At 73.0% G+C, this 14,794-nt stretch carries 13 protein-coding genes; 10 read left to right on the plus strand and 3 right to left on the minus strand.

The annotated features are described in order from the left end of the window. Positions 1-64 precede the first annotated feature (64 nt). The 4 genes from DSM104299_RS13835 (at position 65) to DSM104299_RS13850 (ending at position 4,858) form a co-directional block, all read left to right on the plus strand. The gene (locus DSM104299_RS13835; RefSeq protein ID WP_272477898.1) at positions 65-1,804 is read left to right on the plus strand and encodes an alpha/beta fold hydrolase; all 1,740 of its coding nucleotides are present in this window, start codon (positions 65-67) and stop codon (positions 1,802-1,804) included. A gap of 16 nt (positions 1,805-1,820) precedes the next feature. After that, positions 1,821-2,684, plus strand: coding sequence for an AraC family transcriptional regulator (locus DSM104299_RS13840; RefSeq protein WP_272477899.1), 864 nt, complete (start codon positions 1,821-1,823; stop codon positions 2,682-2,684). 10 nt (positions 2,685-2,694) lie between these two features. Continuing rightward, positions 2,695-3,069 (plus strand): VOC family protein, encoded by a 375-nt coding sequence (locus tag DSM104299_RS13845; RefSeq protein WP_272477900.1) that lies wholly within the window; start codon positions 2,695-2,697, stop codon positions 3,067-3,069. 172 nt (positions 3,070-3,241) lie between these two features. Continuing rightward, a complete protein-coding gene (locus DSM104299_RS13850; protein WP_272477901.1) occupies positions 3,242-4,858 on the plus strand; it encodes an ABC-F family ATP-binding cassette domain-containing protein in 1,617 nt (538 codons plus the stop codon). Positions 4,859-5,055: 197 nt separating this feature from the next. On the opposite strand, the gene DSM104299_RS13855 is transcribed toward DSM104299_RS13850, so the two are convergent. Continuing rightward, positions 5,056-5,529, minus strand: a complete 474-nt coding sequence (locus DSM104299_RS13855) for a universal stress protein (protein WP_272477902.1) — start codon at positions 5,527-5,529, stop codon at positions 5,056-5,058. Positions 5,530-5,655: 126 nt separating this feature from the next. On the opposite strand from DSM104299_RS13855, the gene DSM104299_RS13860 reads away from it, so the two are divergent. After that, complete coding sequence (locus DSM104299_RS13860; protein ID WP_272477903.1) at positions 5,656-6,348, plus strand: TetR/AcrR family transcriptional regulator; 693 nt, start codon at positions 5,656-5,658, stop codon at positions 6,346-6,348. After that, a complete protein-coding gene (locus tag DSM104299_RS13865) occupies positions 6,345-7,343 on the plus strand; it encodes a cation diffusion facilitator family transporter (protein WP_272477904.1) in 999 nt (332 codons plus the stop codon). The genes DSM104299_RS13860 and DSM104299_RS13865 overlap by 4 nt, the downstream gene beginning before the upstream one ends. A 9-nt stretch (positions 7,344-7,352) precedes the next feature. Here the strand turns inward: DSM104299_RS13865 and DSM104299_RS13870 are convergent, their stop codons facing one another. After that, the gene (locus DSM104299_RS13870) at positions 7,353-9,026 is read right to left on the minus strand and encodes an alpha/beta hydrolase (RefSeq protein ID WP_272477905.1); all 1,674 of its coding nucleotides are present in this window, start codon (positions 9,024-9,026) and stop codon (positions 7,353-7,355) included. 133 nt (positions 9,027-9,159) lie between these two features. Between DSM104299_RS13870 and DSM104299_RS13875 the strand changes: the two genes are divergently transcribed. Next, complete coding sequence (locus DSM104299_RS13875) at positions 9,160-10,677, plus strand: cupredoxin domain-containing protein (RefSeq protein WP_272477906.1); 1,518 nt, start codon at positions 9,160-9,162, stop codon at positions 10,675-10,677. Here the strand turns inward: DSM104299_RS13875 and DSM104299_RS13880 are convergent. Further along, complete coding sequence (locus DSM104299_RS13880; RefSeq protein ID WP_272477907.1) at positions 10,649-12,184, minus strand: flavin-containing monooxygenase; 1,536 nt, start codon at positions 12,182-12,184, stop codon at positions 10,649-10,651. The genes DSM104299_RS13875 and DSM104299_RS13880 overlap by 29 nt on opposite strands. A gap of 61 nt (positions 12,185-12,245) precedes the next feature. Here DSM104299_RS13880 and DSM104299_RS13885 point away from each other — a divergent pair, with 61 nt between their 5' ends. The 3 genes from DSM104299_RS13885 to DSM104299_RS13895 all read left to right on the plus strand — a co-directional run bounded on the left by DSM104299_RS13885 (position 12,246) and on the right by DSM104299_RS13895 (position 14,786). Further along, the gene (locus DSM104299_RS13885; protein ID WP_272477908.1) at positions 12,246-12,935 is read left to right on the plus strand and encodes a TetR/AcrR family transcriptional regulator; all 690 of its coding nucleotides are present in this window, start codon (positions 12,246-12,248) and stop codon (positions 12,933-12,935) included. Positions 12,936-12,996: 61 nt separating this feature from the next. Next, positions 12,997-13,593 (plus strand): QsdR family transcriptional regulator, encoded by a 597-nt coding sequence (locus tag DSM104299_RS13890; protein WP_272477909.1) that lies wholly within the window; start codon positions 12,997-12,999, stop codon positions 13,591-13,593. A 23-nt stretch (positions 13,594-13,616) separates the two neighbouring features. Next, entirely contained in the window at positions 13,617-14,786 is a 1,170-nt protein-coding gene (locus DSM104299_RS13895; protein WP_272477910.1) for a hydroxymethylglutaryl-CoA reductase, read from the plus strand. Positions 14,787-14,794: the final 8 nt, after the last annotated feature.

Raw genomic sequence — 14,794 nt, forward strand, 5'->3', positions numbered from 1 at the left:
TCTTGGCGCGGCTGCACCGTGGCACTGCCGCTGTTGACCGCGCGTTCAGTTAGTGTCGACCGCCATGCCGTCCGTCCCACGCTCCGCGCTGCTCGCCAGCGCGGCGGCGGCGCTGCTCGCGCTGCTGCCCGCCGCCACCGCCACCGCCGACCCCACGCCGTTCGGCCACGCCTGCACGCCCCAGAACGGCGTCCGCTTCTGCCCGACCACGGACCTCTCGTCCCGGCCGACCAGCTTCGACGGCACGCCGCTGGACGTCGACGTCACGCTGCCGTCCACGGGCGACGGCCCGTTCCCGACGATCCTGCTCCTGCACGGCCTCGGCGGCGACAAGACGTCGTTCGAGTCCACAGCCGGCGACAAGTCCTACAACAACTGGTTCTTCGCGCAGCAGGGCTACGCGGTCGTCACGCCGACCGCGCGCGGCTTCGGCGACTCGTGCGGCAAGCTGGAGTCGCGGACGCCGAGCTGCGCCACCGGGTGGACCCGGCTCGGCGACATGCGCTACGAGGTCCGCGACATCCAGACGCTCGTCGGCCAACTCGTCGACCAGGGCGTGGTCAAGCCGGACGCGATCGGCTCGACCGGCATCTCCTTCGGCGGCGGGTTCTCCACCATGTTGGCGTTCCTCAAGGACCGCGTCCGGTTGCCCGACGGCTCCTACGCGCCGTGGACGAGCCCGAAGGGCACGCCGATCTCGCTCACGGCCGCCTGGCCGCGCTGGCTGTGGTCCAACGGCGAGTCGATCTTCACGCGCAACGGCCGCGGGCCGTGGTCGCGCACGCCCACCGGCGTCGAGGCGCAGGCCTACGCGGCCGGGATCTTCGCGGTCGCGCTGTCGGGCTTCACGGCGCCGACCGGCGGCGACCTGAGCACGGACCTCACCAAGTGGAAGGCCCAGCTCGACAGCGGCAAGCTCGGCGCCGCGGTGCAGCCGACGCTCGACAACTCCTACAAGTACCACGGGGTCGCGGGGATGTCGGGCCCGCCCACCCCACTGCTGCTCCAGTCCGGCTGGACCGACGCGCTGTTCCCGGTCGGCCAGTCGCTCGGCGCCTACGACCACATCCGTGCGCAGTCCAAGACCGCGCCGGTCGCGCTGCAGGTCGCCGACCTCGGCCACGACCCCGGCGCCAACCACCCCAAGGACGTCGCCGCGTTCGACCGCCAGGGCCTGGCGTTCTTCGACGCCTGGGTCAAGGGCTCGGGCGGCAGCAAGCCCGCGCCGGGCTCGGTCACCGCGTACACGACGACCTGCCCGAAGACCGCGGCGTCGGGCGGCGGTCCGTTCAAGGCCTCGTCCTTCGGCGCGCTGGCCACGTCGACGCTGCGCTTCGGCACGAGCAAGGCGCTGAAGATCACGTCCAAGGGCGGCAACGCCAAGCTCGCGGCCGAGCTGTCGCCGCTGGCGGGCGCGATGGGCACGCACTGCGCGACGCACACGCCCGACAAGGCCAGCCACGCGACGCTCAGCACGACGGCGAGAGGTCAGACGCTGATCGGCCAGCCGGTCATCACGGGCCGGGCGGTCGTCAAGGGCCGCTATGGCCAGCTCGACGCCCGCGTCTGGGACCAGGACCCGGCGACCGGCAAGGTCAAGCTCGTCGACCGCGGCGCCTACCGGTTGACCGACGACTTCACGGGGTCGTTCCGCTTCACGCTGGACGGCAACGGCTGGAAGTTCCCCAAGGGCCACAAGATCGTCGTCGAGCTGCTGGGCCGCGACGCGCCGACCTATGGGCCGAGCCCGGCGACGTTCAGCGCGACGCTGACCAAGGTGAAGGTGGCGCTGCCGATCCGGTAGCGCGACACTGGGAGGCGTGATCGAGCATCACGTCTCCCCCGTAGGGGACTGGGAGACCGCCAGCCGCCCACCGCACCCGGCGCTCGCGCCGTTCGTCGCGCGGGGCTACACCGGCTACGCGGAGACCGGCGCGCCGCCGCGGCGCCTCGAGGTGCCGCACGCGGCGATCGTCGTCATCGTCAACCTCGGCCCGCCGCTGGCCGTCGACGACTCCGGGCCGCTCGGGTCGTTCGTAGCCGGCCTGTACGACCGCGCGGCCGTCACGCACCAGCCCGGCGAGCAGGCCGGGATCCAGCTGGACCTCACGCCGCTGGGCGCCCGGATGCTGCTCGGGCTGCCGATGCGCGAGATCGCGCGCCGGGTGGTCGCGCTGGAGGATCTGGTCGGCGACGGGCTGGTCGACCGCCTGCGCGACACCGCGAGCTGGGCCGCGCGCTTCGACCTGCTCGACGCGTTCCTGCTCGCGCGGCTGGACCGCGCGGTGGCGCCGCGACCCGACGTCGCGTTCGCGTGGTCGCGGCTGGTGGCGACCCACGGCGCGGTCGGCGTGGCGCAGCTGTGCGCCGAGCTGGGCTGCAGCCGGCGGCACCTGGCCGCGCGCTTCGGCGACGACGTCGGCCTCGCGCCCAAGGCGGTCGGGCGGATCCTGCGCTTCCAGCGCGTCCTCGGCCTGCTCGCGGACGACGGCGGCGCGGGGCGCTTCGCCGAGATCGCGGCCGCCGGCGGCTACTACGACCAGCCGCACCTCAACCGCGACTTCCGCGAGCTCGCCGGCTGCACGCCGACCGAGTACCTCGCGCGCGTCCTGCCGGAGGGCCGCGGCGTCGCGGCGCCGGACGCGTTCCCAAACGTCCAAGACGAGGCCGTGCGCGCGGCGTAGCGTCCGCGCCATGGCTCAGATCATCCCGACGTTCCGCTATGACGACGCCCGCGCCGCGATCGCGTTCCTGCGCGACGCCTTCGGCTTTGCCGAGCACGCGGTGCACCAGCGCGACGGCGTCGTCCACCACGCCGAGCTCAAGCTGGGCGACGCCTACATCATGCTCGGCGAGCGGCCGCGCGGCGACGGCGACGGCGACTTCCCCGGCGACGCGACCACGACCTACGTGGTGACCGACGACCCCGACGCCGGCTTCGCCCGCGCGGTCGCGGCCGGCGCCGAGGTCGTGCGCGCGGTCTTCGACACCGACTACGGCTCGCGCGACTTCGCCGTCAAGGATCCGGGCGGCAACGTCTGGTCCTTCGGCACGTACCGTCCCGATTGACGGCGCGCGGGGTCGTTCGCTACCTTGGTCGGCGGCCCGACGAGGGCCACCGCATGCGTGACGTGAACTAGACAGCCGCCCTGAGTCCGACCGGCCCCGCGCCTTCCGCGCCCGCCGGTCGCGCGCTGCTGCCTTCCCGCATCTCGTCACTTCCTCCCCAAGGAGCACCCGCATGCCGTCGACCCTTCTCGACGCCCGCAGCATCACGAAGCACTTCGGCGCCCGTACTGTCCTGCAGGACGTGGACGTGCGCGTCGACGCAGGCACCCGGCTCGCGCTGATCGGCCCCAACGGGTCCGGCAAGTCCACGCTGCTGCGGGCGCTGGCCGGGATCGAGCCGCTGGACGGCGGGACCGTCCAGCGCTTCGGCACGGTCGGCTACCTGCCGCAGCTCGCCGACGTCCCCGGCGCCGCGGGCCGCGCCTCGGTGCGCGACACGATCATGGAGCGCCTGGGCGTCGCGGCCGCCGCGCGGGCGGTCGAGCGCGAGGAGACCCGGCTGGCCGCCGGCGACCTCGACGCGGTCGGGCCGCACGCCGCCGCGCTGGAGCGCTGGATGGCGCTGGGCGGCGCCGACGCCGAGGCACGCGTCGCCGCCGCCGCCGACGAGCTCGGGTTGTCGATGGCGTTGCTCGACCGGCCGCTCGGCACGCTGTCCGGCGGCCAGGCGGCGCGCGCCGGCCTGGCGGTGCTGCGCGCGGCGCGCTTCGACGTCGTCGCCCTCGACGAGCCGACCAACCACCTCGACGCCGACGGCCTGGAGCGCCTGGCCGCGCTGCTGGGCGGCCGCGCCGGCGGCGTCGTGATGGTCTCCCACGATCGCGCCCTGCTCGAGCGCTCGGCGACGACCCTGCTGGAGCTCGACGGGCGCACCGGCGCGGCCGCGCACTACGCCGGCGGCTGGGCGGCCTACGTCCACGAGCGCGACGCCGCCCGCGCGCGAGCGGTCGCCGAGCATGAGCAGGCGCTGGCCGAGCGGGCGCACCTGGCCGCCGCGATCACCGAGACGCGCGCCCGCGCGCAGTCGGCGATGGGCAAGGTCCACCACCGCCCGCGCGACGGCGACCGGCACAGCGAGGAGTGGGTCAAGTCCCGCGCGCAGGGCATGCAGCGCCGCGCGGCGCGCGTCGAGAGCCGGCTGGACCGGATCGAGGTCCCTGACAAGCCGTGGGACGACGCGCCGTTGAAGCTGGTGCTGTCGCCCGCCGAGCGCCGCGGCGGCGCGGTCGTGGCGCTGGAAGGCGCGGTGCTGCGCCGCGGGTCGTTCACGGTCGGCCCGCTCGACCTTGCGGTCGGCTACGGCGACCGCGTGCTCCTGCACGGCCCCAACGGCTCGGGCAAGTCCACCATCCTCGCCGCGCTGCTCGGCGAGCTGGTCCCGGAGCGGGGCCGGCGGCTGGCCGCACCGTCGGCCGTGATCGCGCGGCTCGGCCAGGAGCGCGACGCGCTGAGCGCCCACGTGCCGCTGGCGGCGTCGGTCCGGGCGATCACGGGCCTGGACGAGTCCGACGCCCGGACGGCGCTGGCGACCTTCGGGCTGGGCGCGGACCACGCCGCGCGCCGGGCGGCGACGCTGTCGCCGGGCGAGCGGACGCGCGCGGAGCTCGCGGTGCTGGCCCACCGCCGCGCGGCGTGCCTGCTGCTCGACGAGCCGACGAACCACCTCGATGTCGAGTCGCTCGAGGTGCTGGAGGGGGCGCTGCGCGAGTGGGCGGGGGCGTTGGTGGTCGCGACCCATGACGTGCGGTTGCGCGAGGCGCTGGGGTTGGAGCGGGTGGTGGCGCTGTAGTCCGGCGTTGGCTGGCGCTCAGCTCGGGCGCTTGTGGTGCGCGGTTGAGGGCGTCAAGGGCGAGCAGCCGAAAGGGCGACGCGACCGCTGCCGGCGTGGCGCCGCCCCTCGCCTCGTTGCCCTGGCTGCCCTCAGCCACGCACCGCACCACACCCACACCCCGAGTTGAGCGCCAACCAACGCCCGCGCCCGCGACCTCACCCCGCGCTGTCGTCCGCCACGTCCGGCAGGTGCCCCACGAACACCGCCACGCCCGCGCTGTGCAGCACGTGTTGGCTCACCGACCCGAACATCGCGCCGATGCGCCCAAGGCCCCGGGCGCCGAGGACGACGGCGTCGTGACCGCCGTCGTGGACCTGGGCGACGATCTCGGGGCCGGCGTGGCCGCGGCGGGTGACGGAGTCGACCGGCTGGTCGTCGGGCACCGCGTCGAGCGCGGCGCGCATCGTCTTCTCGGCGCCGCGGTCGGCGTCGCCCTGCATGGCGACCGGGTCGACGCCGGCGCCGTAGGCCAGCGCGGCGCTCTCGTTGACGTTGGGGATCACGGTCAGGACCGTCAACCGGCTGCGGTCGCGCTCGGCCAGCGCCAGCGCCATGGTGAGCGCGAGGTCGGAGTGGCGGGAGCCGTCGACGGCGACGAGGATCTTGTGGAAGGTGGGGCGATCGGGCATGTCGTCCTCCATGTTCGCTCACGCGGCAACCGGGGCGAGGACGCCCCGCCGCAGCCGCGCGGGCTTCGGCCGTAGCGGAACCATGGATTCCGCTTGTCGCGGCTCGGTCGCACTAGGCTTGGCGGCGTGACGCCCGCGACACGACGCGCCCCGCGCAAGGACGCGCAGCGCAACCGCGAACGGATCCTCGAGGCCGCGCGCGAGGTTGTGGCCGAGCGCGGCGTTGCGGCCAAGATGGAGGACGTGGCCGCCCGCGCGGGCGTCGGCATCGGCACGCTGTACCGCTTCGTCCCGACCAAGGACGCGCTCTTCGGCGGCATCTTGCGCGAGGAGGCCGAGCGCCTGGCGCAGCTGGCCGAGCGCGCGCTCGCGCTGCCGCCCGGCGAGTCCGCGTTCCACGCGTGGATGACCGAGGCCGCCGCGTGGCAGGGCGCCAACCGCGCGTTCATCGACGTGCTCGTCGCGCGCGACCCCGACGAGCCCGTGCCGCGCCTGCTCTCCCAGCGGCTGCGCGGGCTCCTGCGCGACCTCGTCCGGCGCGGCCAGGCCGACGGCGACCTGCGCGAGGACGTCAGCGCCTCGGACGTGATGATGGTGCTGCTCGCGGTGGGCCGCATCGGCGAGGGGACCGCCGCCACCCACGGCGCCTACGCCAAGCGCTTCCTCGCGCTGCAGCTCGACGCCCTCGCGCCCGGCGGCACGCCGCTGCCCGGCAAGGCGCTGACCGAGCGCCAGCTCGAGCTCACCCTCGACGCGCTGGCCCACAGCCGCCGCGCGGCGGCCGGCGGCAGGCCGCGTGGCGGCGGGCCACGCGCGTGACCGACGACGCGCGCGCGGGCGACGGCGGCCCTGGCCGCGACGCGAGCCTCACGAGCGTCTTCGCGGCGCTCGCCGCCAACATGGCGATCGCCGTGGCCAAGGGCATCGCGGCGGCGCTCACCGGCTCGGCCGCGCTCTTCGCCGAGACGCTGCACACGGTCGCCGACGCCGGCAACGAGGTCTTCCTCTACGTCGCGATCCGCCGCAGCGAGCGCCCGCCCGACGCGTCTCACCCGCTCGGCTACGGGCCGGAGCGCTGGTACTGGGCGCTGCTGGCCGCGATCGGGATGTTCGTGGTCGGCGGCGCCGTCTCGATCTTCGAGGGCATCAACGCGCTGATCCACCCGCGCGAGCTGGAGGCGTTCTGGGTCGGCGTCGTCGTGCTCGTCATCGCGATCGTGCTGGACGGCCTCAGCCGCACGGTCGCCGTGCGCGAGCTGCGCGGCCGCGCCTCGCGGGCCGGCGTGCCGTTGCGCCAGTACCTGGCCGAGTCCTCGGACCCGACGGTCACCACCGTCTACCTGGAGGACTCGATCGACGTGCTCGGCGCGTCGCTCGCGCTCGTCGCGCTGGTCCTCCACAAGGTCACCGGCATCGAGATCTTCGACCCGATCGCCACGCTGATCATCGGCGGGATGCTGACCTACGTCGCGATCCGGCTGACGGGCCGCAACCGCGCGCTGCTGACCAACCAGGCCGTCGCGGCGCGCTACGTCGAGCAACTGCGCGAGGACCTCGTGGCCCAGCCGGGCATCGCCGCGGTGCACGACATCGAGGCCGTCCACCTCGGTCCGACGAGCGTCATGGCGGCCGCCGAGGTCGAGGTGCGCGACGGGATGACCGCCGACGACGTCGCCGACACGCTGGCCGTCGTGCGGGACACGCTGTGCGGCGCGGTGCCGGCGATCACCCGGCTCTACCTGACGCCGGTCACGCGCGCCACGGCCACGCCGGCGGCGCCGCCCGAGCCGTCGGGCGACGCCGGCCAGGGCTGAGACCCGGGCCTACGGGACGCGGTGGTCGTGCCGCGTCGCCGTCCGGATCAGCGGACGCTGCTTGCCGCCGACCTTCTGCGCCTGGGGCGCCAGCGACGGCGGCGTGTAGTCCGACGTCGGCTCCTCGCCGGAGAACGTCGTGTCCTGCTTGCAGACCGTGCCCGCGGGCGGCAGCGCGCCGCCGAGCAGGTAGCCGTCGACCGCCGCGTTGACGCACGCCGACTCGGAGTTGTAGGCCGTGTGGCCGTCGCCGATCATCGTCAGCAGCCGCGCGTTGCCCAGGTCCTTGACCAATGCCTTGGCGCCGCGGTACGGCGTGGCCGGGTCGTAGGTGGTGGCGACGACCAGCGGCGTGTTGGCGCTGTCAGGCAGCGTGAACGGCCCGCCGTAGCGGCCGTTGGCGCCGACCGGGAAGAGCCCGTAGTTGAGCTCGACGTAGCCGCTGTTGAACCAGAAGTGGTCGAACGTGTTGTACGAGCTCTTGCCGAGCCGGAAGTAGCGGTCGTTGTTGTCGGGGTAGCGCTGCTCGACCGCGCCGATCAGGAAGTAGCGATCGGTGTCCGGGGCGTAGGTGCCGGTCTCCGGGTCGTAGCCGAACGCGCCGTCGGAGTCCATCCGGATGCCCGACCCGTCGCCGTCGGCGGCGTGGCGGAGCTCCTGGGCGATGTAGGGCGACCAGTACTCCTTGCGGTACAGGTTGTAGATCGTCGCGTTGAGGATGTCGTCGCCCGTGACCGCGCGCGTGTCCGCCGTCCAGCCCCACGGGTTGTCGGTCGACACGGGGATCGGGTTGGCGTTGGCCTGCTCGACGAGCGCGTCGAACGCCGCGTGCGGGTCGTCGCCGCCGAAGCCGTAGCAGGAGTCCTGGTCGCTCGCGCACGCCTGGAAGAACCGGTCGAGCTCGCGCTCGAACGCGCTGGTCTGCGCCTGCAGGTCTGCGGTCGGGTGGTTGATGTAGTCGTCGGCGTCGACCGGGCCGTCGAGCACGACGCGCCCGAGGTTGCCCGGGAACAGCGCGCCGTAGGTCGCGCCGAGGAACGTGCCGTAGGAGAAGCCGAGGTAGTTGAGCTGCGTGTCTCCGACGGCCTGGCGGAGCAGGTCGAGGTCGCGGGCCACGTTGCCGGTCGTCACGTAAGGCAGCAGCGGCTTGTTGAGCTGCACGCACCTGCGGACGTACTGCCGGTCCTTCTTGAGCAGCGCCGACCGCTCCGTGTCGGGCGTGGCGTAGGGGATCGAGTAGATGCCCTGCGTCTCCTGGTTGGCCTGGCAGTCCAGCGCGGCGTCGCTGCGGCCGGTGCCGCGCGGATCGAAGCCGATGATGTCGTATTGCTGGTTGAGCGTGTCGTAGAGACCCGGGCCGCCGTAGATGACCGGGTTGAGGAAGTCGGCCTCGACGGAGTCGGTGCCGCCCGCGCCGGGGCCGCCGTAGTTGACGAAGAGCGAGCCGAGCTTCTTGCCGGGGTTCGTCGCCTCCTTGCGCACGAGGGCGACGTGGTAGACGGCGTTGTCGGGCTTGGCGTAGTCCAGCGGCACCGCGGCCGAGGCGCACTCGAAGTGGACGTCGGGCGCGTCGGGGCTGGCGTCGCAGGGCTGCCAGTCCAGGACCGGCACCGGTGGGCCCCCCTGGGCCTGCGCGCCGGGCGCCACCACGATCGCCGCGACCAGCGCCACCAGCGCCGCCACCGCACTCCGTCGTACCGCTCTCATCTGGTCCCTTCCCCGAAAATCCGCTCTGACCGTCTGAGCGGTCGCTTTGTCGAGCGCACACTACCCCACGAAAAGCCCGTTGGAACGCCGGATCTGCGAGTGTCGCGCCATGTCCCGAGTCGTCCCGCTCGCGGCAGCGCTCCTGGCGCTGCTCGTCCTCGCTCCGTCGGCCTTCGCGGAGGCCGGATTGTGGGACGGCACCAAGGGCGTCCAGCACCTCCATTTCGCCACCGCGCCGATCGTCGTCAAGCCCGGCCAGAACAGCATCGACAACGTCGTCATCCCGGCCGCCCAGAAGCCCAAGGTCGACGGCTACATCGTGCGCGCGCGGCCGGATCTGACCTACCTCGACGGGACGGTCCCGCCGGTCGACGTCATCCACCTGCACCACGGCGTGTGGCTCAACGCGTCGGGCAGCTCGCCCGCCTCGCCCGCCGGCAGCGTCCAGCCGATCTTCTTCGGGGGCGAGGAGAAGACGGTCTTCCGCATCCCCAAGGGCTACGGCTACGCCTACAAGAAGTCCGACATGTGGATCCTCAACGAGATGATCCACAACAACACGCCGAACCGCACCAAGGTGCGGCTGGTGTGGGACCTCGACTTCATCCCGAAGACCGCGCCGATCGCCAAGCAGGTCACGCCGGTGCTCCCGCTGTGGATGGACGTCCGGCGCGGCTGGGGCTACCCGGTGTTCGACGTCGCCCAGCGCAGCGGCGGCGCGGACGGCCAGTTCACGTTCCCCGACGAGGAGCCCACCAACCCGTACGGGGACGGCAACCGCCAGAACGAGTTCTCGATGCCCTACGACGCGACGATCGTCGCCGCCGTCGGCCACCTGCACCCGGGTGGCCTGCGCGACGACATCGACGTCGCGCGCCCCGGCGTCGCCGGCGGGGCGTCGAAGCTCATCTTCCGCTCCGAGGCCAAGTACTACGACCCGGCCGGGCCGGTGTCGTGGGACGTGTCGCTCACGGCGTCCAAGCCCAAATGGCGCGTCGCGGTCAAGGCCGGCGATGTGCTCGCCATCCACGCGACCTACGACGCCCGGCAGTCGTCCTGGTACGAGAACATGGGCATCGTCCTGCTGTTCGCCGTGCCGCACCAGACCACGGGCCCGGACCCGTTCGCGACGACCGTGGACCCGCGCGGCGAGCTGACGCACGGCCACCTCGCCGAGAACGACCACCACGGCGGCAAGACGGCCGTGTACCCGGACCCGCGCAAGGCGAAGGCCGGCGCGGCCGCGACCGAGGTCAAGATCAAGGACTTCCAGTTCGTCCCCGGCGACCTCGGCCTGCTCTACGACAAGGACCAGATCCCGACGGTGCCCCAGGGCCAGAGCCTGGCGTTCGTCAACCAGGACGACCCGAACGTCGAGTGGCACTCGATCACCACCTGCCGCGCGCCGTGCAACCGCCAGACCGGGATCAGCTACCCGCTGGCCAACGGGCTGGGTGGGCGGGGCGGGGTCCAGTTCGACTCCGGCCAGCTCGGCTTCGGGCCCGCGGGCGCCTCGCCGGCGGCCAACCGGCTGACGTGGGAGACGCCGTCCGACCTGCAGCAGGGGACCTACACCTACTTCTGCCGGATCCACCCGTTCATGCGCGGAGCGTTCCGGGTGCAGTAGCCCCGGCGCCGGCGGCGACCGGCGCCAGCTCGTAGGCCGCCGGGTCGAACGCGCGCGTCTGGTTCCAGAAGGCGAACGTGAAGTCCGGCCAGATCGTGGTGTTCTTGCCGTTGGCGTCGATGTACCAGGACGCGCACCCGCCGGAGCTCCACACCGTGTTGCCCATCTTGGCCTGCAGGCGGTCGTTGTAGGCCGCGACCGCGTCGGCCCGGACCTCGACCCGTCCGGCGCCGCGCTCACGCATCGCCTCCAGCGCCCCCAGCACGTAGTTGAGCTGGGCCTCGATCATGAACACGATCGAGTTGTGGCCCAGGCCGACGTTGGGGCCGACGAGCAGGAACAGGTTCGGGAAGCCGGCCATCGCGGTGCCGCGGTAGGCCTGCGGCGAGCGGTGCCAGACGCCGGCGAGCTGCTCGCCGTCGACGCCGTAGACGATGTTGGCCAGCGGGATGTCGGTGACGTAGAAGCCGGTCGCGAAGATGATGGTGTCGACCTCGTGCAGGGTGCCGTCGGTCGTCACGTAGCCCTCGGGCCGGATCTCGACGATGTCGTCGGTGACGAGCTCGACGTTCTCGCGCCCCAGCGCGGGGTACCACTTGTTGGAGGGCAGGATCCGCTTGCAGCCGATCGTGTAGCTCGGGGTGACCTTCGCGCGCAGCTCGGGGTCGGGGACCTGGTCGGCGATGTGCTTGCGCGCGACCTTCTCGGCGACCTTGAGCAGCTTGGGCCGGTAGACGAGCCCGGGCACCAGCAGCTCGCGGCTGAGGTAGACGCCGGCCCGGACCGCGCGCTGCAGCGGCGGGAAGTTCTTGTACAAGAACCGCTCGACGCGGGTGATCGGGCGGTCGCGATGGGGCACGACCCACGGCGGCGTGCGCTGGACGACGTCGAGGTGCCCGGCCTGCTGGGCGATCTCCGGGACGGCCTGGATCGCCGACGCGCCGGTGCCGACGACCGCGACGCGGCGGCCGCGCAGGTCGTGGTCGTGGTTCCAGGTGGCGGTGTGGAAGACCGTGCCGGCGAAGCTGTCCAGGCCCGGGAGGTCGGGCAGCGACGGCTCGCTCAGCGGGCCGGGGGCGGCCACCACGACGTCGGCGGTGTAGCCGCCGTTGGTGGTCTCGATGCGCCACAGGCTCGCGTCCGCGTCCCAGCGCGCGGCGGTCACCGCGGTGTTGAGGCGGACCTTGTCGTAGATCCCGAACTTCTCGGCCGTCGCGCGCAGGTAGTCGCGCAGCTCGGGCTGCTTGGGGTAGGTGCGCGTCCAGTTCGGGTTCGGCGCGAACGAGAACGAGTAGAGGTGCGACGGGATGTCGCACTGGCAGCCGGGGTAGGTGTTGGCCCACCACGTGCCGCCGACGTCGGCGGCACGCTCGAAGACCAGGAAGTCGGTGTCGCCGCGCTGCTGGAGCCGGATGGCCATGCCGAGGCCGCCGAAGCCGGCGCCCAGGATCCCGACGCGGACGTGGCGGGGCTGCGTGCCGTTGACTGGGGTGGACGTCGGGGTCATCTGAAGGCTCCGGTAGTCGCTCGAAGGAACACGCTTGTCTCAAGTGTACGATGTTGTCTCCATGACCGTCCACGGCGACACGCACGCGCTCCGCGTCCTGCCCCGCGGACGCCACGCCGCGCCGCGCGCGGTCGTCGCCGAGTCCCAGCGCGAGCGGCTGCTGGTCGCGATGGCCGACGCGACCGCGGCCAAGGGCTACGCCAACGTCGCGGTCGCCGACGTGATCGAGCGGGCCGGCGTCTCGCGCCGGACGTTCTACGAGCACTTCACCAACAAGGAGGACGCGTTCCTCGCCGCCTACGACGCGGGCGTCGCCGGGCTGCTGGACGCGATCGCCGAGGCGGAGGAGGCCGCGGCCGGGATCGATCCGAACGGCGGCCTGCTCGCGCGGGCCCGCGCGGGCACCGAGGTCTACCTCCAGCTGCTGGCCGACAACCCGGCCTTCGCGCGCACGTTCCTGATCGAGGTGCTCGGCGCGGGGCCGGCGGCGCTGGAGCGCCGTGACGCGGTCCACGCGCGGTTCGCGGCGCGCCTGGCCGACGGCTTCGACACGATCGCCGCCGGCGTCGACGGCGGGCTGCCCCGGCCGGCCGGCTACGTCTTCCGCGCCGCGGTCGGCGCGATCCACGAGCTGGTCCTCGACACGCTGCTCAAGCGCGGCGCCGGGGCGCTGCCCGAGCTGCTGGGCCCGGTCCTGGAGATCGAGCTGCGGCTGCTCGGCGCGCGGGTGCCGGAGCCGCCGCGCCCGTGAGTTTCGGGCCGTGCCGCGCCGCGCTGCCGGCCGCGTCCCGACGGTAGGTTCTGCGTTGGGCATGTCGTCCGCGACCACCACCACGAACACGCCGCTGCGCCGCCAGCTCGCCGGCGAGGAGGTCGGGCGCCGGCCCGCGGCGCTGGACGCGTTCCTGCTCGCCCGCCGCAAGTTCCTGGCCGGCGAGCGCGTCGACATGACGTCGCTGGCCGCCGAGCTGGGCGTCAACCGCGTCACGCTGTACCGCTGGGTCGGCTCGCGCGAGCAGCTGCTGGTCGAGGTCGTGTGGTCGCTGGCCCGCCGCACGCTCGACGACCTCGTCGCGGCCGACCGCGGCGGGCCGGGACGGCAGGTCCGGATCCTGATGGCCTTCCTCGAGGCGACGCTCGCCCACCCCGGCATGCAGCGTTGGCTGAGCGAGGAGGGCGAGTCGGCGATGCGCTTGCTCACCCGCCACGACACGGACTTCCAGCCGCGGCTGATCGCGGCGGTCGAGGAGCTCATCGACCCCGCCGACCCGGATCGCCGCGAGGTCGCCTACGCGCTCGTCCGCGTGATCGAGTCCTACACCTACCTCGACCTCATCACGGGCGAGCGCCCCGAGGCGGGGCGGGCGGAGCCGATCTTCCGCCGTCTGCTACAAACGCAGCGTTTGTAGCCCCGAGGAGAGGAGCCACGGCCATGCGGACCCCTGTCCCGCGCGACCGCGAGAACGACTACACCCGCGACGCCGCCACGCTGCGCCGGGACTTCCTGGCCGAGCACAGCGGCGCGCCGCTGGAGCACGTCGGGCACTACTCGCTGGACCCGTCGTCGCTGCCGGGCAACATCGAGCACTTCACCGGCGTCGCGCAGGTGCCGATCGGGGTCGCCGGGCCGCTGCTCGTCAACGGCGAGCACGCCCAGGGCGAGTTCTACGTCCCGCTGGCGACGGCCGAGGGCACGCTGGTCGCCTCCTACAACCGCGGCATGAAGCTGCTGCACGAGGCCGGTGGCGTCACGACGACGATCACCGAGGACCACATGCAGCGCGCGCCGTCGTTCATCTTCCCCAGCGCGCGCGAGGCGCGGGCGTTCGGGGCGTGGCTGGTCGAGCGCTTCGACGACATCAAGGCGGTCGCGGAGTCGACGACGAGGTCCGGCCGGTTGAAGGACATCGAGCAGTACTCGGCGTCGCGGATCATCTACACGCGGTTCAACTACACGACGGGCGACGCGGCCGGCCAGAACCTCACCGGCAAGGCGACGCAGGCGGCGTGCAACTGGATCGTGGCGGAGTACCCCGGGATCGAGCAGTACTTCCTGGAGTCGAACTTCGCGACCGACAAGAAGACCTCGCAGGTGAACATGCTGCACACGCGCGGCAAGCGCGTGGTGGCCGAGGCGACGATCCCCGACGCGCTGCTGCGGTCGGTGATGAAGTCCTCGTCGGAGCTGATGTTCCGCGCGCGCCAGGTCTCCAACCTCGGCGGCTTCATGTCGGGCGTCAACAACAACGGCGCGCACTCGGCCAACGGCATCACGGCGATGTTCATCGCCACCGGCCAGGACGTCGCCAACGTGGCGGAGTCCAGCTCGGCGTTCGTCCACGCCGAGCTGCGGCCCAACGGCGACTACTACTACTCGATCACGATCCCGTCGCTGATCGTCGCGACCTACGGTGGCGGCACCGGGCTGGCGACCCAGCGCGAGTGCCTGGAGCTGCTCGGGTGCTACGGGGACGGCAAGGTCCGCAAGCTCGCCGAGATCGTGGCGGCGACCGTGCTGTGCGGCGAGCTGTCGCTCGGCTCGGCGATCGTGGCCGAGGAGTGGGTCACGGCCCACGACGCCTACGGCCGCAACCGGCCTTAGCCTCGCGG

Source organism: Baekduia alba (assembly GCF_028416635.1).
Taxonomy (GTDB): Bacteria; Actinomycetota; Thermoleophilia; order Solirubrobacterales; family Solirubrobacteraceae; genus Baekduia; species Baekduia alba.